Below are 18,911 nucleotides of genomic sequence, written 5' to 3' on the forward strand. Positions count from 1 at the left end.
GATGCCGGTTCTGGCTAACGAGCAGAGCATAAAAGGGCAATGACTCACACATTCTTCCGTGAAGGTGATTCACGGATATTTTGGGATAACAGATGTAATGGCTACGTTCACACCTTCACTCTCTGGGGTAAAAGGGCGCGCGCTCTTTTCACTGCTGTTTATGGCGCCGCTGGCCCAGGCGGCGGACACCACCGCGGCTAAAGACGGCGAAACGCTTACCGTCACTGCCGATCCAAATACGCCGGCGGAAGCCACCAACGGCTACCAGCCGCTGAACACCTCCACCGCAACGCTGACCAACATGCCGATGCTGGATATCCCGCAGGTGGTGAATACCGTCAGCGATAAAGTGCTGGAGGATCAGCACGCCACCACGCTGGATGAGGCGCTCTATAACGTTAGCAACGTGGTCCAGACGAATACCCTCGGCGGTACGCAGGATGCCTTCGTGCGCCGCGGGTTTGGCGCGAACCGGGACGGCTCGATCATGACCAACGGCCTGCGCACCGTCCTGCCGCGCAGCTTTAACGCCGCCACCGAGCGCGTGGAGGTGCTTAAAGGCCCGGCCTCAACGCTGTATGGCATTCTCGATCCGGGCGGCCTGATTAACGTCGTCACCAAACGCCCGGAGAGAACCTTCGGTGGTTCTCTGTCCGCCACCTCCTCCAGCTTTGGCGGCGGCACCGGACAGGTCGATGTGACCGGCCCGATCGACGGCACGCGTCTGGCGTATCGCCTCACGGGTGAGTATCAGGACGAAGATTACTGGCGTAATTTTGGCAACGAACGCAGCACCTTTATCGCCCCGTCGCTCACCTGGTTCGGCGATGATGCCACCGTGACCGTGCTCTATTCGCATCGCGACTATAAAACGCCGTTCGATCGCGGAACGATCTTCGATCTCAACACTAAAAAAGCCGTTGATGTCGATCGCAAAACCCGCTTTGACGAGCCGTTTAACGTGACCGATGGTCAGTCCGATCTGGCGCAGCTGAACGCGGAATACCGTCTTAACAGCCAGTGGACCGCGAAGTTCGACTACAGCTACAGCCAGGACAAATACAGCGATAACCAGGCCCGCGTGATGGCCTACGATGCAAAAACCGGCAACCTGACCCGCCGCGTGGATGCGACCCAGGGCTCGACCCAGCGCATGCACAGCACCCGCGCGGATCTGCAGGGGAATGTCGATATTGCAGGCTTTTACAATGAGATCCTGACCGGCGTATCGTATGAGAATTACGATTTGCTGCGTACGGACATGATGCGCTGTAAGAACGTCAAAGGTTTCAACATCTACCATCCGGTTTACGGCAAACTCAACAAGTGTACAACCGTCTCCGCCGCAGACAGCGACCAGACGCTCAAGCAGGAGAGTTATTCGGCCTACGCGCAGGATGCCCTGTACCTGACGGATAAGTGGATCGCCGTCGCCGGGATGCGCTACCAGTATTACACCCAGTACGCGGGTAAAGGTCGTCCGTTCAACGTCAACACCGACAGCCGCGACGAACAGTGGACGCCAAAGCTGGGGCTGGTTTACAAGCTCACGCCATCCGTCTCGCTGTTTGCCAACTACTCGCAGACGTTTATGCCGCAGTCGTCCATTGCAAGTTACATTGGCGACCTGCCGGCGGAAACCTCAAACGCCTACGAACTGGGCGCGAAGTTCGACCTGTTCGACGGCGTTACCGCCAATATCGCGCTGTTTGATATCCACAAACGCAACGTGCTGTACAATGAAAGCGTGGGAGGTGAAACCATCGCCAAAACCGCGGGCCGCGTGCGCTCCCAGGGCGTGGAGGTGGATCTTGCCGGGTCACTGACCGAGAACACCAATATTATCGCCAGCTACGGCTATACCGACGCGAAGGTGCTTGAAGACCCGGACTACGCGGGCAAACCGCTGCCGAACGTGCCGCGCCACACCGGCTCCCTGTTCCTGACGTACGATATTCACAATGCGATTGCCGGGAATACGCTGACAATTGGCGGCGGCGGGCACGGCGTGAGCCGTCGTTCAGCGACCAACGGCGCGGATTATTATCTGCCGGGCTATTTTGTGGCGGATGCCTTTGCGGCCTATAAGATGAAGCTGCAGTATCCGGTGACGCTGCAGGTCAACGTGAAGAACCTGTTTGATAAGACCTACTACACCTCGTCCATTGCGACCAACAACCTGGGCAACCAGATTGGCGACCCTCGCGAAGTGCAGTTTACGGTGAAGATGGAGTTTTGATGTAAAAAAGCCCGGTGGCGCTAGCGCTTATCGGGCCTACGATCCATTCCCTCTCCCTGCGGGAGAGGGTTAGGGTGAGGGCATCAAGCCTCAATATCCGCCATATCGCCTTTCTCCTGCAGCCAGTTACGACGGTCTTCCGAACGTTTCTTGGCAAGGAGCATATCCATCATGGCGTTGGTCTGCTGTTCGTCTTCATCGCTGATCGTCAGCTGCACCAGACGGCGCGTGTTCGGATCCAGCGTCGTTTCGCGCAGCTGCATCGGGTTCATCTCGCCCAGCCCTTTAAAGCGCTGCACGTTCGGTTTGCCCTTCTTGCGCTTCAGCTGTTCCAGCACGCCCGCTTTCTCTTCTTCCGTCAGCGCGTAGTAAACCTCTTTGCCGAGGTCGATACGGTACAGCGGCGGCAGCGCCACGTAGACGTGACCGTTTTTCACCAGCGTGCGGAAGTGCTTCACAAACAGCGCGCACAGCAGCGTGGCGATGTGCAGACCATCGGAGTCCGCATCCGCGAGAATGCAGATCTTGCCGTAGCGCAGCTGGCTCAGATCGTCGCTGTCCGGATCGATACCGATCGCAACCGAGATATCGTGGACTTCCTGCGAGGCCAGCACTTCATCAGACGAGACTTCCCAGGTGTTCAGGATCTTACCCTTGAGCGGCATGATCGCCTGGTATTCACGATCGCGCGCCTGCTTGGCCGACCCGCCCGCCGAGTCCCCTTCCACGAGGAACAGCTCGGTGCGGTTGAGATCCTGCGCGGTACAGTCTGCCAGCTTGCCCGGCAGCGCAGGGCCGCTGGTCAGCTTTTTACGCACAACTTTCTTGGCGGCACGCAGACGACGCTGGGCGCTGGAGATCGCCATTTCGGCCAGCATCTCCGCCGCCTGAACGTTCTGGTTCAGCCACAGGGTAAAGGCATCTTTCACCACGCCGGAGACGAACGCCGCACACTGGCGTGACGACAGACGTTCTTTGGTCTGACCGGCAAACTGCGGATCCTGCATCTTCACGGAGAGCACGTAGGCGCAGCGGTCCCAGATATCTTCCGCCGACAGCTTCACGCCGCGCGGCAGGATATTACGGTATTCGCAGAATTCGCGCATCGCGTCCAGCAGCCCCTGACGCAGGCCGTTGACGTGGGTCCCGCCGAGCATGGTGGGGATCAGGTTAACGTAGCTTTCGGTCAGCAGCTCGCCGCCTTCCGGCAGCCACAGCAGCGCCCAGTCCACCGCTTCGGTATCGCCGCTAAAGTTACCGACGAACGGTTTTTCCGGCAGCGTTGGCAGGCCGTTTACCGCTTCGCACAGGTAGTCGTTCAGGCCATCGGCGTAGCACCAGGTCTGCTCGGTATTATTAACGTGATCTTTAAAGGTGATTTCCACGCCCGGGCAAAGCACCGCTTTGGCTTTCAGCAGGTGCGTCAGGCGGGACACGGAAAAGCGCGGGCTGTCGAAGAAACTTTCGTCAGGCCAGAAGTGGACGCTGGTGCCGGTGTTGCGTTTGCCGCACGTGCCGACAACCTGAAGATCCTGCACCTTCTCGCCGTTTTCAAACGCGATGTTGTAGACCTGACCATCGCGACGGACGTTCACTTCCACGCGTTTGGACAGGGCGTTGACGACGGAAATCCCCACGCCGTGCAGGCCACCGGAGAACTGGTAGTTTTTGTTGGAGAACTTACCGCCCGCATGCAGACGACAGAGGATCAGCTCAACGGCCGGGACGCCCTCTTCCGGGTGGATATCCACCGGCATGCCGCGCCCGTCGTCAATAACTTCCAGCGACTGATCGGCATGCAGGATGACGTCAACGCGTTTGGCATGGCCCGCCAGCGCTTCGTCCACACTGTTATCAATAACTTCCTGGCCCAGATGGTTTGGGCGCGTCGTATCGGTGTACATCCCCGGGCGGCGGCGAACCGGCTCTAGCCCGGTGAGGACCTCAATGGCATCAGCGTTATAGGTTTGCGTCATGATTTAAACTAGCAATTCGCATTGATTGTCAGTGGCTGTGCAGTCCAAGAAAATCGACAATCTGGGTGAAATGATTCTCAAAGCCCGTGAAAGCATGGTTTCCGCCCTCTTCTATAGTCTGGCGGCAGGAGGCGTAATACGCCACTGCCTGGCGGTAATCCAGCACTTCATCACCCGTCTGCTGCAGCAGCCAGATGAGATCCGGCGCCTCGAGCGGGTCGACCTGCATAACTTTGAGATCGTAAATATGGCGTGACTCTAGCACATATTGCTGGCCGGTGTAGGGGTTCTCGTTTTCGCCAAGAAAGTCCCGCAGCAGCTCAAATGGCCGTACCGCCGGATTAACCACCACGGCGGGCAGCATAAAGCATTGCGAGAGCCAGGTGGCGTAATATCCCCCCAGCGATGAACCGACCACACCAAAGGTTTCGCCGCCGTGTGCAAGCACGATGGATTCCAGCATTTCCGCGGCTTCTGCCGGGTAAGGCGGCAGCTGTGGGATAATCATCTCAACGTCAGGGTGATGCTCGCTCAGCCACTGGCGAAACTGTGTCGCTTTTGCGGAGCGCGGCGAACTGTTAAATCCGTGCAGATAAAGGAGCGTAGACATCAATAGCCTTCTGAAGCGGTGTCCGGGCGGAACTGTGCGCCGGTCAAACGGCAGACTTCCGTGGTCAGCGTGCCGTTGGGATGCAGTTCCAGCCAGCGCCAGCCTGGCGCGATGGTATCCAGCGTAAAGTTGGCGCAGTGCGGCTTAAACTGAACGCAGGTCGACGGCGTCGCCAGCATGCGGCGTCCGTTCCAGTCGAGATCCTGTTCCTGGTGAATATGCCCACACAGCAGATTTTTCACCCGCGGGAACTTCGCCAGCACGCGATCCAGCGCCGCGGAGTTGCGCAGGCTGTGCTGATCGAGCCAGCTGCAGCCCGCCGGCAGAGGATGATGATGAAGCAACAGCAGCGTGTGACGTTCAGGTTCAGCCGCCAGTTTGGTCTCAAGCCAGTCGAGCTGAAACTCGCTTAACTCACCGTGCGGGACGCCAAACACCTGGCTGTCCAGCAGCAGGATCTGCCACTGTTCACCCGCAAAAACACATTTCGCCGGAGAAATCCCCGCATCCTGGAGAGAACTGTACATTGCGGGCTGAAAATCGTGGTTACCCGGCAGCCAGACGCAGGGCGCGCTAAAGCTCGCGATGCCTTCAGCAAAATGCTGGTAGGCCGCGGAAGATTGGTCCTGCGCCAGATCGCCCGTTGCGACAATCAGATCGCATGCACGGTTTTCAGCGTGAATGGCGCTCAGTACCGCCTGATAACTCTCCCAGGTATTCACCCCCAGCAGCGTTTCATGCTTTTCGGCAAAAAGGTGGGTATCGGTGATTTGTAATATCCTGACTGGCGCCCCACCAGCAACAGTCAGGTTCAACAGGCTTTCCAAATGGTGTCCTTAGGTAGGTTTATGACGCTAACAAACCGGAATCGCCATTGCTCCATGTGCTAAACAATACCTTAGCCAGTCGGCTAAAAACTGGTTAATTTGATGCTTTTCGTCGCGTTGATGCAACTTTTTATTCGGGTAATCATACCGCGCCTTGAAACGAAAGATCTGCTGGCTTGAACACACTTCAGCGACCATCGCGTCGTGATAGAGGCGTACCGTCATCGACGGCAGGCTCCAGTAGCTAATGCTGGGAGCCGTTTGCTCAATCTCCACCAGCGTAGTGTAGCGCGTTGATTCTGTTATCGTTAATCGATACTGCGCGCTGCTCACCTGATAGCTTACCGTTTCGCCGGGTGCGTCGTTTCTCGGCAGCAGGCGGCGCAATTGTGCAAAATTCGTTTCGCACAGGCGCATCATTTCTGGGAAGTCAGGCGTATAGCGCTTCATTTTTTCCACTCGTTTCGTAATGTCTGATAATGCAGCTGCAGCCATTGCAGGGCGATGACAGACGCTGCGTTGTCGATTTTCCCCTCTTCTACCCACTGATAAGCCTGTTCCCGGCTCACCACATGAACCCGAATATCTTCGTTTTCATCAGCCAGACCGTGAATGCCTTCTGCGGTCGTGGCGTCCACTTCGCCCACCATTATGGATAAGCGTTCGCTGGTGCCACCCGGACTCGCCAGATAGCTCAACACCGGTTTGGTGCGGCCCACCACCAGCCCCGCCTCTTCCAGCGCCTCGCGCCGGGCGACGTCTTCAACCGTCTCGCCTTCTTCGATCATCCCGGCCACCATCTCCAGCAGCCACGGGCTCTCACTGACGTCATAAGCGGCGATGCGGATCTGCTCCACCAGCACGACTTCGTCACGCACTGGGTCAAAGGGTAGCAAGACTGCCGCATGCCCGCGCTCAAAAATTTCGCGTCTGATTTCGCCACTCATTTCACCGTTAAACAGGCGATGCCTGAAACGGTAAAGATCCATTGAAAAAAAACCGCTATAAAGCGTTTCTCGTGCAATAATTTCTACATCGTTTTTGGCGAATGTCACGGGCAACTTTTCTGGTTTTTGCATGAGTCGAGTCCTGGTAGCAATGGTGATGAAATTGTGAATTTCAAGGCTGTTTGGCTGCCGTTTGTAAGGCTATATGATAGATTGGTGCAAATTACCGCCAGATGGCACGTAACGCCAACCTTTTGGTGTGGATGATTCTGTTAGAATCGGCAATTATTTTTTAATTAGATCAGCGCTAATACTGCTTCACAACAAGGAATGCAAATGAAGAAATTGCTCCCCATCCTTATCGGCCTGAGCCTGACGGGCTTCAGTGCAATGAGCCAGGCGGAAAACCTGTTACAGGTCTACCAGCAGGCACGTCTGGGCAACCCTGATTTACGTAAATCAGCGGCCGATCGTGATGCTGCGTTTGAAAAGATTAACGAAGCGCGTAGCCCCTTGCTGCCACAGTTAGGGTTAGGTGCAGATTATACCTACAGCAACGGTTTCCGCGACGCTAACGGCGTAAACTCCAATGCTACCAGTGCCTCACTGCAATTAACACAGACGCTGTTTGATATGTCCAAATGGCGTGCCCTGACCCTGCAGGAAAAGAGCGCGGGCATCCAGGATGTGACTTATCAGACCGACCAGCAGACGCTGATCCTGAACACAGCTACGGCGTACTTCAACGTGCTGAGCGCCATTGACGCGCTCTCCTACACCGAAGCGCAGAAACAGGCCATTTACCGTCAGTTAGATCAAACCACCCAGCGCTTCAACGTGGGTCTGGTGGCGATCACCGACGTGCAGAACGCCCGTTCACAGTACGACACCGTGCTGGCCAACGAAGTGACCGCGCGTAATAACCTCGACAACGCGCTGGAATCCCTGCGCCAGGTGACCGGGAACTACTATCCTGAGCTGGCCTCCCTGAACGTCGACAGCTTCAAAACGGATAAGCCGCAGGCCGTTAACGCCCTGCTGAAAGAGGCGGAAAACCGCAACCTGACGTTGCTGCAGGCACGTCTGAGCCAGGACCTGGCCCGCGAGCAGATTCGTCAGGCGCAGGACGGCCATTTGCCAACCCTGAGCCTGAGCGCCTCTACCGGCGTTTCTGACACCACCTACAGTGGCTCTAAAACCAATTCTGCCCAGTATGACGACAGCAATATGGGTCAGAACAAAGTGGGCCTGAGCTTCTCCCTGCCGCTGTATCAGGGCGGTCAGGTTAACTCCCAGGTGAAACAGGCGCAGTACAACTTTGTTGGCGCGAGCGAGCAGCTGGAAAGCGCCCATCGTAACGTGGTGCAGACCGTACGTTCATCCTTCAACAACGTGAACGCCTCAATCAGTAGCATCAACGCCTATAAACAGGCCGTTGTGTCTGCACAGAGCTCCCTGGACGCGATGGAAGCGGGTTATTCGGTCGGTACACGTACTATCGTTGACGTGCTCGACGCGACCACCACGCTGTACAACGCGAAACAGCAGCTCTCCAGCGCGCGTTATCAGTACCTGATTAACCAGCTGAACATTAAGCAGGCTCTGGGTACGCTGAACGAGCAAGACCTGCAGATGCTGAACAGCGCACTGGGCAAGCCGGTCTCCACCTCTCCGGACAGCGTTGCACCGGAGAACCCGGAGCAGGTTGCCGCGGTTGATAACTTCAACGCTAACGGCACTACCCCTGCTGCACAGCCTGCTGCCGCGCGCACCACAGCGCCTGCCAGCAAGGGCAACAATCCGTTCCGTAACTAAGCATTGCCCGATGGCGCTTCGCTTATCGGGCCTACTGAATCGTAGGCCGGGTAAGCGCAGCGCCACCCGGCGCAAAATCACATCCGAACGTAAGCCAACGTAAAGATCCCCCTGATTCCGCCCCTCTTCGCTTCATTTTCAACCACTCATCCTCTATCCTGAGCGTTATTACCACTGGGTCCTGGAAGACAAACATGAAACGGACAAAAACGATCAATCACGCGTCTTTCCGCAAGAGCTGGAATGCACGTCACCTCACCCCTGTTGCGCTGGCGGTTACCGCTGTCTTTATGCTGGCAGGCTGTGAGAAAAACGATGAAACGGTTTCGCTGTATCAAAACGCGGACGACTGCTCTGCCGCCACCGGGAAAGCGGCCGAATGTAAAACGGCCTACACCAACGCGCTGAAAGAAGCGGAACGCACCGCGCCGAAATATGCCTCACGCGAAGACTGCGTAGCGGAATTTGGTGAAGGTCAGTGCCAGCAGGCACCGGCTCAGGCAGGCACGGCACCTGAAAATCAGGCACAGGCGCAGTCCAGCGGCAGCTTCTGGATGCCGCTGATGGCAGGCTACATGATGGGCCGTCTGATGGGCGGCGGCGCGGGTTACCAGCAGCAGCCGCTGTTTAGCTCGAAAAACCCGGCCAGCCCGGCTTACGGTCAATATACTGATGCCAGCGGTAAAGGCTACGGTGCAGCGACTCCGGGCCGCACCGTAACCGTACCGAAAACCGCGATGGCGCCGAAGCCTGCGACCACCAGCACCATCACCCGCGGCGGGTTCGGTGAGTCTGTGGCGAAACAGACCAGCATGCAGCGCAGTGCATCAGGCACCTCTACTCGCTCAATGGGCGGCTGATCATGGAACGAGTCAGTATTACCGAGCGCCCGGACTGGCGCGAAAAAGCCACCGAGTACGGCTTTAACTTCCACACCATGTACGGCGAGCCGTACTGGTGTGAAGACGCTTACTACAAGCTCACCCTGGCCCAGGTTGAGAAGCTGGAAGAGGTCACGGCTGAGCTGCACCAGATGTGCCTCAAGGTGGTGGAAAAAGTCATCGACAGCGACGAGCTGATGGCCAAGTTTCGTATTCCAAAGCACACCTGGAGCTTTGTCCGCCAGTCGTGGAAAACGAATCAGCCTTCGCTTTACTCTCGCCTGGATCTGGCGTGGGACGGCGTGGGTGAACCGAAGCTTTTAGAAAACAACGCCGATACGCCAACCTCCCTTTATGAAGCGGCATTTTTCCAGTGGATCTGGCTGGAAGACCAGATGAACGCCGGAAACCTGCCGGAAGGCAGCGACCAGTTCAACAGCCTGCAGGAGAAGCTGATCGAGCGCTTTGCCGAGCTGCGCGAGCAGTTTGGCTTCAACCTGCTGCATCTCGCCTGCTGCCGCGACACGGAAGAAGATCGTGGCACGGTTCAGTATCTGCAGGACTGCGCCGCCGAAGCGGAAGTGGCGACCGAGTTCCTCTATATCGAGGATATCGGCCTGGGTGAAAAAGGTCAGTTTACGGACATGCAGGATCAGGTCATCAGCAACCTGTTCAAGCTCTACCCGTGGGAGTACATGCTGCGCGAGATGTTCTCCACCAAGCTGGAAGATGCGGGCGTGCGCTGGCTGGAACCGGCCTGGAAGAGCATTATCTCCAACAAGGCCCTACTGCCGATGCTGTGGGAGATGTTCCCGAATCACCCTAACCTGCTGCCAGCGTACTTTGCGGAAGATGATTACCCGCAGATGGAGAAATACGTCGTTAAGCCGATCTTCTCCCGCGAAGGCGCGAACGTGTCGATCATCGAAAACGGTAAAACGCTGGAAGCGGTTGAAGGGCCTTACGGCGAGGAAGGGATGATCGTCCAGGCGTTCTATCAACTGCCGAAATTTGGCGACAGCTATACGCTAATTGGCAGCTGGCTCATTAACGATCAACCTGCCGGAATTGGCATTCGCGAAGATCGCGCGCTGATCACGCAGGATCTGTCGCGGTTCTACCCGCATATTTTTGTGGAGTAAGACTTGCCCGGTGGCGCTACGCTTACCGGGCCTACGCTCGACCTGTAGGCCGGGTAAGGCGAAGCCGCCACCCGGCATGTTTTCACCCTACCTGCACCGACAGCATACTCAGACTTCCCATCTCTATTCCATCGACCGGGATCGTAACCGGCTCCTGACCGTCCCACGCGCCAAGCACGTACAGCAGCGGCAGGAAATGCTCCGGCGTCGGGTTAGAGAGCGAACCGCCATCGTGCTCCAGATAGTTCACCAGCGGATGCGCCTCAGCCGGGCCTTGCCAGGTCAGGTTCGCTTTAACGTAGTCGTTAAAAGCGGTCGCCCACGGGTATGGCGTGTTTTCACCATGCCAGCGCGCCGTGCGCAGGTTGTGCACCACGTTGCCGCTTGCCACCAGCGTGATGCCTTCATCACGAAGCGTCGCCAGCTTGCGCCCCATCTCCAGATGCCAGGCAGCCGGTTTGGTGCTGTCGATGCTCAGCTGCACCATCGGGATATCCGCATCAGGATACATTTTGATCAGCACGCCCCATGAGCCATGGTCAAAGCCCCAGGCTTCTTTATCCAGCGCAACCGGAACAGGCGCCAGCAGTTCCACCAGCCTTTGTGCCAGCTCAGGCGAGCCGGGGGCCGGATAATGCGTGTCATACAGCGCCTGCGGGAAGCCGCCAAAATCGTGAATGGTCTTTGGCGCTTCCATGGCGGTCACGCCCGTGCCGCGGGTGAACCAGTGCGCAGATACCACCACAATCGCTTTTGGACGCGGCAGCGTCTCGCCCAGATGACGCCATGCGCGGGTATAGACGTTATCTTCCAGAACGTTCATTGGGCTGCCGTGGCCTAAAAACAGGGCTGGCATACGGGATGAAGTCATGATGATATCCTTACAGAAGGTGTCAATTTAATGGTGCTACATTACGCGCAATCGGACAAAGATGAACGCTGATAAGCGTGAAGATCATCATCAGGAATTTTGAATGTAAGGAATGTGTAAAGCCGGGGTTCGCCCCTCGCTTTGCCAGAAATGAATCATTTATATTAATGATAATCATTATCATAAGGAGCAATCCATGTCAGTCCCTCTGATCCTGACCATACTGGCGGGCGCCGCGACCTTTATCGGCGCAATCCTCGGCGCGCTTGGTCAGAAGCCGTCAAACCGCGTGCTGGCCTTCTCGCTGGGCTTTGCTGCCGGGATCATGCTGCTTATCTCCCTGATGGAGATGCTCCCTGCTGCGCTGGGCACCGACGGGATGTCTCCCCTGCTGGGCTACGGCATGTTTGTCGTTGGCCTGCTGGGTTACTTTGCCCTCGACCGGATGCTACCCCACGCGCATCCGCAGGATTTAATGCAGAAAAACGTAACGCCTGTGCCGCGGAATATTAAGCGAACGGCGGTTCTGCTCACGCTGGGGATTAGCCTGCATAACTTCCCGGAAGGGGTCGCGACCTACGTGACGGCCAGCAGCAATCTGGAAATGGGCTTTGGCATCGCGCTGGCGGTGGCCTTACACAATATTCCTGAAGGACTGGCGGTCGCCGGACCGGTGTATGCCGCCACGGGCTCGAAACGTACCGCGGTATTCTGGGCAGGAATTTCCGGGATGGCTGAAATCCTCGGCGGTGTCCTGGCCTGGTTGATTCTCGGAAGCCTGGTCTCCCCTGTCGTGATGGCCGCCATTATGGCCACAGTTGCCGGGATTATGGTGGCGCTTTCCGTCGATGAATTAATGCCGCTGGCGAAAGAGATCGATCCCAATAACAACCCCAGCTATGGCGTGCTGTGCGGGATGTCGGTGATGGGGCTAAGTCTGGTCTTACTTCAGGCCGCAGGCATTGGCTGACATGACGGGCGCCTCCTGAAACAGAGGCGCCTATTATTTGTTAAAGGAATAACTTTTTACGGAATATACGCCACGCCTCCTTCCTTATAAAAAAATCAAGTTTTTTATTGAACATTACTGTGCGTAATAACACTAAACAATGCATCCGGCATTATAATTTACACTTCTTGAAATTCATCCACTTACAATAACCCGTATTTATATTTTAATTATATCTACAATGATTTTTAAGCGTGGTTAATCGCATTACCCCGCCGGAGATCGATATACTTTCCTGGCAATATTCTGATTAATATTCAGGATATGAATTCAACTGAAAAAGGATATTTTCATGTTTACAGGAAAAAAAGTGCTTTTAGCCGTGGCAATGGCCACGCTTATTTCTGGATCGGCATTGGCTGCAGAACAAGGCTCAGGCAAGATCAAATTCAAAGGGGTGGTGATTGATGCGCCGTGCAGCATTGCTCCTGATAGCGTTGATAAAGAAGTCGATCTGGGTGAAATTACGACTGCCGTTATTAATGCCAATAAAAAATCGTCTCCCGTTGCGGTAGATATCAACCTGGAAAACTGCCAGCTGGACGATCCAGGCGATGAAACCGATACCCCAATCACCAAGGTTGACGTCACGTTCACCAGCTCCGCCACGGATACAACGGATACCAGCCTGATGACCAACACCTATGCCAGCGGTGCGCAGAACGTGGGCGTCCGTCTGCTGGATAATGCGGAAGCGAACATCACCCTGGGTAGCGCCAGTGAAGTTACCCTGCTGGCAGGCTCCGCCACCCAGACGCTGCACTTTAAGGCGCAGATGGAAGTGCTGAGCGGCAAAACGGCAACGCCGGGTCAGGTTGAAGCCACCGCAAACTATGTGCTGGCGTATAAATAATTCGAATTTACCTCGTTATCTACCGACTGGCTCGTTATGCCAGTCGGCATTTTATATTTACCTTGAGCAACAGGATGATGAAACATAAATCAACATGCATAATCATCATTACCGCCCTGTTAATGACGAAAGTCGCCTCTGGTACCGAATTTAATATTAATGCCATCGATAAAGATCAGCGCAACAGCGTCGATTTAACACAGTTTAAAGATCGCGCCTCCGTCGTCCCCGGTCGTTATTTTGTTACGATTTCAATTAATGACACCCCCTTAGCAAACGGCTGGCAGTTAACGTGGAAAAAAGTGAATGATGCAGTTCAGGTCTGTATTCCCGCCGAACTGGCCGACACGTTCGGCCTGCAGGATAAAATACGGGAATCGCTCACTGAAAAAGAGGGCTGTATAGACTTCGCCCCGCTGCCGGACATTCATTTTACCTTTGAACAAGCAAGCCAGACGCTAAACGTGTCCATTCCCCAGGCGTGGCTGCAGTACCGTTCTGCCGACTGGATGCCGCCGTCAACCTGGGATAACGGCGTGGCGGGCGTCCTGCTGGACTACAATCTTTTTGCCAGCCACTACCAGCCCAACAGCGGCAGCAGTTCAGATAATGCCAACACTTACGGCACGGCGGGCGCGAACGTCGGCGCCTGGCGGCTGCGCAGCGATTATCAATACAACCAAACGCACGCGGACGGCGGTTCAGAGCATAACGGGCGCTTCTCGCGCGTTTATATGTTCCGCCCCCTCCCCACCATGGGCGCAAAGCTGACGCTCGGCGAGACGGATTTCCAGTCGTCGATTTTCGATGCCTTCACCTACACCGGCGCGTCGCTTATCAGCGATGAGCGCATGCTGCCGTGGTCACTGCGCGGCTATGCGCCACAAATCTCCGGCATTGCCCAAACCAACGCGACGGTCACCGTAAGCCTCGCCGACAGGGTCATCTATCAAACAAAAGTCCCGCCGGGCCCGTTCATCATTCAGGATCTCAACCAGTCGGTGCAGGGCACGCTCGACGTGAAGGTGACGGAAGAAGATGGCCGGGTGAGTACGTTCCAGGTCTCCGCCGAATCCGTCCCCTTCCTGACGCGTCAGGGCCAGGTTCGCTACAAGCTGGCGGCAGGCAAGCCGCGAAAGGACGCATCGCATGACGTTGAGGACAGCACCTTCATGAGCGGCGAGTTTTCCTGGGGTATGCTGTCGCAAACTTCGCTCTATGGCGGAACGCTGGCCGATGGTGACCACTACCGCGCCCTGGCCGCCGGGCTGGGACAAAACATGGCGTATCTGGGCGCGCTCTCGTTTGATATCACCCGGGCCACCAGCCAGCTGCCGGGCGCGGATCCGCAGACGGGCTACAGCTACCGTTTTAACTACAGTAAACGGTTCGACACCACCGGTAGCCAGCTTACGCTGGCGAGCTACCGCTACTCGGACCGTCAGTTCCTGAGCTATGCGCGCTATCTGGATAACGACAACAGCGACAGCCAGACGGAAAAACAGACCCTCAGTGTCACCGCCAGTCAGTACATATCGGCCCTCTCGCTAAACCTTTATCTGAGCATGCTGCGCCAAACCTGGTGGGACGACTCACCTTCCACGACCGGCAGCGTCACCGCTGGCTATAACTTCGACCTTGGCCGCTGGAAAAACCTTGGCCTGACCCTGTCGCTGAGCAGAACCCATTACGAAGATGATGAAGAGGACGATAACCAGTTTTATCTCTCGCTGAGCGTGCCGCTCGATCCTGACCATCGCCTGAACTACGACCTGCGCAACGGCGACAGCCTGAGCCAGAGCGTCTCCTGGTACGATACTTCTGACCGGAACAATACCTGGGGCGTTTCTGCTGGCACCGAGAGCGAAAAAGCCGATGCGGGCGCACAGTTCAGCGGAAACTATCAGCACTATTCTTCGCTGGGGGATCTCAACGTCTCGGGCAGCTATAAGGCGAATGAGTACAACTCAATGAGCGCCAGCTGGAACGGATCGTTTACCGGGACGGCGAAAGGGTTTGCCCTGCACCGTCGCAGCTACGGCAATGAGCCACGCGTCATGGTCAGCACTGACGGCGTGGGCCATATCCCGCTGAACGTATCGCATGACGAAACCAACGCGTCGGGTATCGGCGTTCTGCCGTCGTTATCCAGCTATACCCCGGCCAGCGTGCGGGTCAACATGAACAATTTGCCTGACGGCGTTGACGTCGAAACGCGGGTGGTCACTTCCACCTGGACAGAAGGTGCCATCGGCTATCGTCAAATCGCGACCCGAGCCGGTAACGATATTGCCGGCATTTTGCGAACGCCTTCCGGGACACCGCCGCTCGGCGCCCTGGTCCGCCTGCAGGATAACGGCCTGCAGGCGGACCAGGGCGCCGAGGAGGGCCGCGTCTGGCTGGGCGCCGTCCAGCCTGAGCAACAGTTCCTGGTCACGTGGGGAGACAACCAACAGTGTCGCTTCTCGTTACCTTCTCACCTTGAAAACAGTATGCAGCTCATGCTGCCTTGCCAGTAAGAAACCATGATGAAACTCACCCCACTCAAGGCCCTGAGCCTGATATTGCTCGGCACCGCACTGAACGCGCATGCCGCCATTAACCTGGACCGCACGCGGATCGTTTTTCCCGAAGGGGACAAGGCAAGCAGCCTGAAAGTCGATAACCAGAGCAAAACCTTACCCTACCTGGCGCTTTCCTGGATTGAAGACGAAAACGGGCGCAAAGAGGACAGCCACTTCATGGCGCTACCGCCCATTCAGCGCATAGAAGCGGGCGCGTCATCGCAGGTCAGGATTGTGAAGCAGGCAGCGGTTGGGCAGTTGCCGAAGGACAGAGAGTCGCTGTTTTACTTCAACCTGCGAGAAGTTCCGCCCAAAAGCGGCGCCAGCGAGGCGCGCAGCGTTATGCAGGTGGCGATGCAGAGCCGCATTAAGCTGTTCTGGCGGCCAAAAGCCATCACCAAAAAGCCGGGTGATCAAAGCGAAATGCGCATGGAAATTACCGCCACCGCAACGGGGCTCAGCGTACATAACCCCACGCCCTATTACATCACACTCGCGTGGCTGAGTAAAAATGCGAAAACCCAGCTGCCGGGCTTCGACAGCCTGATGATTGCTCCGTTTGCCACGGCGTCCACCTCTACCGGCGACTACCACGGGAACTACTACAGCGTGGGTTACATTGATGATTACGGCGCGCTGAAAAAAGTGGACGTTACCTGTGCGGGTAAGGCGCCATGCCAGCTCAGCGAGCGGAAGGGTCAAAACAATGCGCAAGCTCGTTAATTGTCTGTTTTTGCTGCTGTTCGCCCTTCTGCCCGTCAGAGAGGCGCTGGCGCTTGACTGCTATCTCGGCGTTTCCGGCGGGCCCGTCGAGGAGACAAAAACGATCTCCCCTTTTGCCATTCCCAGCAACGCGCAGGTGGGGGAAAAGATATGGGAATCTGACGATATCAAAGTCCCTGTGACCTGCGACCACAACACCACCAGTAATTTTGAAAAAGAGGACATCTACGCCTGGGTTAACCCCTACCCGTCGGCGTCCGATCCCTACTACGAACTCGGCGTAACCTATGAAGGGATTGACTACGATGCGACGGGGCAACCCAACGGGGTTGATACCTCCCAGTGCCTTGATAACAAACAGATCACTATCTATACCCCCGCCCAAATCCAGCAAATGGGCTGGGAGAACCGCATCTGTTCCGGCAATGCGAACGACATTCACACCTCACGCACGTTCATCGTGCGCTTTCGTCTGTACGTCAGAATCAAGGTCATGCCGCCGCACGGCTACGTCAGCACGCTCGGGGACTATATCGTGGTGCAGTTCGACGGCAAGGGCGGCGTCAACCAGATGTCCGATGCGAAAAACCTGAAGTATCATATTAATGGCCTGAACAATATCACCGTGCTGGACTGCGGGGCGACCTTCAGCATCTATCCGGAAAATCAGGAGATTGATTTTGGTACGTTCAGCGCTCGCGACATAATGAATCAGGGAAAGCGAACGCGCACGTTCTCGGTCAGAACGACCAAGATACAGGACGCCGAGTGTTCCGATGGGTTTAAAATGGATTCGTCGTTCTATACGAACGAGATGCTGAGCGAAGAAGATACCGCCCTGCTCATCGGTAACGGCCTGAAATTACGCATCCTGAACGGAACGCAGCCCTACACCTTTAACCGATACGATGAGTATGCCGATTTTACCGGCAGTACGTTGCAGTACGAACAGACCTATACCGCTGAGCTGACGCCGGTGCCGGGAAAAGCGATCCAGTCCGGACCATTTGAAACCATGGTGCTGTTCAAAATTAACTACCACTAAACGTAAAAAAGCCGGGTTTCCCCGGCTTTTTCACATCAGCCATTTCAGCTGGCTTTGCGCTCGTGCGCCTGGCGATACTCGATCAGATCTTCAATCGTTACCACCGGCATGTTGTGCAGACGTGCGAAGGTGATGCACTCTGGCGCACGCGCCATAGTGCCGTCGTCGTTGGTCAGTTCACACAGCACGCCCGCAGGTTTGAAGCCTGCCAGCGTCACCAGGTCGATCGTCGCTTCGGTGTGACCGCCGCGGGTCAGCACGCCACCCGCCTGCGCGCGCAGTGGGAAGACGTGGCCTGGACGATGCAGATCGGATGGCTTCGCATCATCAGCAATCGCGGCACGTACGGTGGTCAGACGGTCAGCCGCAGACACACCGGTGGTCACGCCATGCGCCGCTTCAATGGTCACGGTAAATCCGGTACCAAAGGCGCTGGTGTTGTTTTCGACCATCATCGGCAGCTCGAGCTGCTTACGACGATCTTCGGTAATACACAGGCATACGATGCCGCTGCCGTGACGGATGGTCAGCGCCATCTGTTCAACGGTCATGTTTTCGGCGGCGAAAATCATGTCGCCTTCGTTTTCACGGTTTTCATCGTCAAGCACCATCACACCGCGGCCTTCGCGCAGTGCATCCAGTGCATGTTCAACACGTTGAGTTGAAGTGCCAAAAGAGGAAAGTAGCGTCTGATTCATGGTAAAAAAACCTCATTAACATTATGGTTACCAGAATCAGGGCAGTCTTAGGAGCGCCGTATAAGCGGCAAAAAGATAACGTGAGCGGGCCCATGCCCGACTGGATCGTTACTCTCTCCCATCCGGACTCTAACCGTCGGCCCCGGAATTACACCGGATCTGCTGACCTTTGAGAATTCACCCAAAGCGCTCGCGGGCTTTCAGCGTTAAGCTGATTTACCGCCGGTGGGGAATTTCGCCCCGCCCTGAGAATAAGCGAGATAACTATAACGCTATTGATTATCCTGGGCAATGCATAAGCATCAAACAATTTTGTTTACCCCGGGCATGACGCGCTACAATGGACACTAACACCTTTTCATCAAGGGAAACGACAATGATTGACCCGAAGAAAATTGAGCAAATTGCGCGTCAGGTTCACGAGTCTATGCCAAAAGGCATTCGTGAATTTGGTGATGACGTTGAGAAGAAAATCCGCCAGACGCTGCAGGCGCAGTTGGTTCGCCTTGATCTCGTCAGCCGCGAAGAGTTTGACGTGCAGACCCAGGTTCTGCTGCGCACCCGCGAGAAACTTGCACTGCTGGAACAGCGTCTGAGCGAGCTGGAAAACCGCAATGCGCCGGAAGAAGTGAAGCCAGCGCCGGCCATTCCACCGGTGGATGACCAGGCATAGTGCGGCCTGTTGAGCCCGGTGGCGGCTACGCCTTACCG

17 protein-coding genes and 1 riboswitch are annotated in these 18,911 nt (G+C 56.2%); of the genes, 10 read left to right on the forward strand and 7 right to left on the reverse strand.

All coding sequences use genetic code 11. From position 1 onward, the window contains the following. Positions 1-97: 97 nt before the first annotated feature. Entirely contained in the window at positions 98-2,239 is a 2,142-nt protein-coding gene (locus FHC52_RS01130; RefSeq protein WP_126289529.1) for a TonB-dependent siderophore receptor, read from the forward strand. An 83-nt stretch (positions 2,240-2,322) separates the two neighbouring features. Here FHC52_RS01130 and parE read toward each other — a convergent pair whose 3' ends face one another. From parE to nudF, 5 genes are read right to left on the reverse strand one after another with little or no spacing between them, the layout of a single operon-like run. Then, a complete protein-coding gene (gene parE, locus FHC52_RS01135) occupies positions 2,323-4,215 on the reverse strand; it encodes a DNA topoisomerase IV subunit B (protein ID WP_008502977.1) in 1,893 nt (630 codons plus the stop codon). Positions 4,216-4,243: 28 nt separating this feature from the next. Next, complete coding sequence (gene yqiA / locus FHC52_RS01140; protein WP_008502976.1) at positions 4,244-4,825, reverse strand: esterase YqiA; 582 nt, start codon at positions 4,823-4,825, stop codon at positions 4,244-4,246. After that, on the reverse strand, positions 4,825-5,652 hold the full coding sequence (gene cpdA / locus FHC52_RS01145) for a 3',5'-cyclic-AMP phosphodiesterase (RefSeq protein WP_126289533.1): 828 nt from the start codon (positions 5,650-5,652) through the stop codon (positions 4,825-4,827). The genes yqiA and cpdA overlap by 1 nt, the downstream gene beginning before the upstream one ends. Positions 5,653-5,679: 27 nt before the next feature. Next, positions 5,680-6,102 carry a DUF1249 family protein gene (locus tag FHC52_RS01150; protein ID WP_094918781.1) on the reverse strand — a complete coding sequence of 141 codons (423 nt, stop codon included), beginning with the start codon at positions 6,100-6,102 and terminating at the stop codon, positions 5,680-5,682. Further along, on the reverse strand, positions 6,099-6,731 hold the full coding sequence (gene nudF / locus FHC52_RS01155) for an ADP-ribose diphosphatase (protein WP_008502974.1): 633 nt from the start codon (positions 6,729-6,731) through the stop codon (positions 6,099-6,101). Before nudF ends, FHC52_RS01150 begins: the two co-directional genes overlap by 4 nt. Before the next feature lie 204 nt (positions 6,732-6,935). On the opposite strand from nudF, the gene tolC reads away from it, so the two are divergent. From tolC to FHC52_RS01170, 3 genes are all read left to right on the forward strand, one after another. After that, complete coding sequence (gene tolC, locus FHC52_RS01160) at positions 6,936-8,414, forward strand: outer membrane channel protein TolC (protein ID WP_008502973.1); 1,479 nt, start codon at positions 6,936-6,938, stop codon at positions 8,412-8,414. A 194-nt stretch (positions 8,415-8,608) separates the two neighbouring features. Next, positions 8,609-9,274 carry a DUF1190 family protein gene (locus FHC52_RS01165; RefSeq protein WP_008502972.1) on the forward strand — a complete coding sequence of 222 codons (666 nt, stop codon included), beginning with the start codon at positions 8,609-8,611 and terminating at the stop codon, positions 9,272-9,274. Positions 9,275-9,276: 2 nt separating this feature from the next. Further along, entirely contained in the window at positions 9,277-10,437 is a 1,161-nt protein-coding gene (locus FHC52_RS01170; RefSeq protein ID WP_021242309.1) for a glutathionylspermidine synthase family protein, read from the forward strand. Between the two features lie 82 nt (positions 10,438-10,519). Here FHC52_RS01170 and ygiD read toward each other — a convergent pair whose 3' ends face one another. Next, on the reverse strand, positions 10,520-11,308 hold the full coding sequence (gene ygiD / locus FHC52_RS01175) for a 4,5-DOPA dioxygenase extradiol (protein WP_126289535.1): 789 nt from the start codon (positions 11,306-11,308) through the stop codon (positions 10,520-10,522). Positions 11,309-11,504: 196 nt separating this feature from the next. Between ygiD and zupT the strand changes: the two genes are divergently transcribed. The 5 genes from zupT (at position 11,505) to FHC52_RS01200 (ending at position 17,502) form a co-directional block, all read left to right on the forward strand. After that, positions 11,505-12,278 carry a zinc transporter ZupT gene (zupT, locus tag FHC52_RS01180; protein WP_220419861.1) on the forward strand — a complete coding sequence of 258 codons (774 nt, stop codon included), beginning with the start codon at positions 11,505-11,507 and terminating at the stop codon, positions 12,276-12,278. Between the two features lie 331 nt (positions 12,279-12,609). Then, entirely contained in the window at positions 12,610-13,170 is a 561-nt protein-coding gene (locus tag FHC52_RS01185; RefSeq protein ID WP_032653446.1) for a fimbrial protein, read from the forward strand. Positions 13,171-13,244: 74 nt separating this feature from the next. After that, entirely contained in the window at positions 13,245-15,689 is a 2,445-nt protein-coding gene (locus FHC52_RS01190; protein ID WP_220419862.1) for a fimbria/pilus outer membrane usher protein, read from the forward strand. A 9-nt stretch (positions 15,690-15,698) separates the two neighbouring features. Then, entirely contained in the window at positions 15,699-16,457 is a 759-nt protein-coding gene (locus FHC52_RS01195; protein ID WP_126289549.1) for a molecular chaperone, read from the forward strand. Further along, positions 16,441-17,502: a fimbrial protein gene (locus FHC52_RS01200; RefSeq protein WP_220419863.1), complete on the forward strand. Its 1,062-nt coding sequence runs from the start codon at positions 16,441-16,443 to the stop codon at positions 17,500-17,502. Before FHC52_RS01195 ends, FHC52_RS01200 begins: the two co-directional genes overlap by 17 nt. 44 nt (positions 17,503-17,546) lie before the next feature. Here FHC52_RS01200 and ribB read toward each other — a convergent pair whose 3' ends face one another. Then, positions 17,547-18,200 carry a 3,4-dihydroxy-2-butanone-4-phosphate synthase gene (gene ribB / locus FHC52_RS01205; RefSeq protein ID WP_008502964.1) on the reverse strand — a complete coding sequence of 218 codons (654 nt, stop codon included), beginning with the start codon at positions 18,198-18,200 and terminating at the stop codon, positions 17,547-17,549. 106 nt (positions 18,201-18,306) lie between these two features. Further along, positions 18,307-18,457, reverse strand: a riboswitch (FMN riboswitch). A gap of 119 nt (positions 18,458-18,576) precedes the next feature. Between ribB and ubiK the strand changes: the two genes are divergently transcribed. Then, the gene (gene ubiK / locus FHC52_RS01210) at positions 18,577-18,873 is read left to right on the forward strand and encodes a ubiquinone biosynthesis accessory factor UbiK (protein ID WP_045371366.1); all 297 of its coding nucleotides are present in this window, start codon (positions 18,577-18,579) and stop codon (positions 18,871-18,873) included. Positions 18,874-18,911: the final 38 nt, after the last annotated feature.

It is taken from the genome of Enterobacter sp. EC_64 (assembly GCF_019584165.1).
GTDB lineage: Bacteria > Pseudomonadota > Gammaproteobacteria > Enterobacterales > Enterobacteriaceae > Enterobacter > Enterobacter roggenkampii.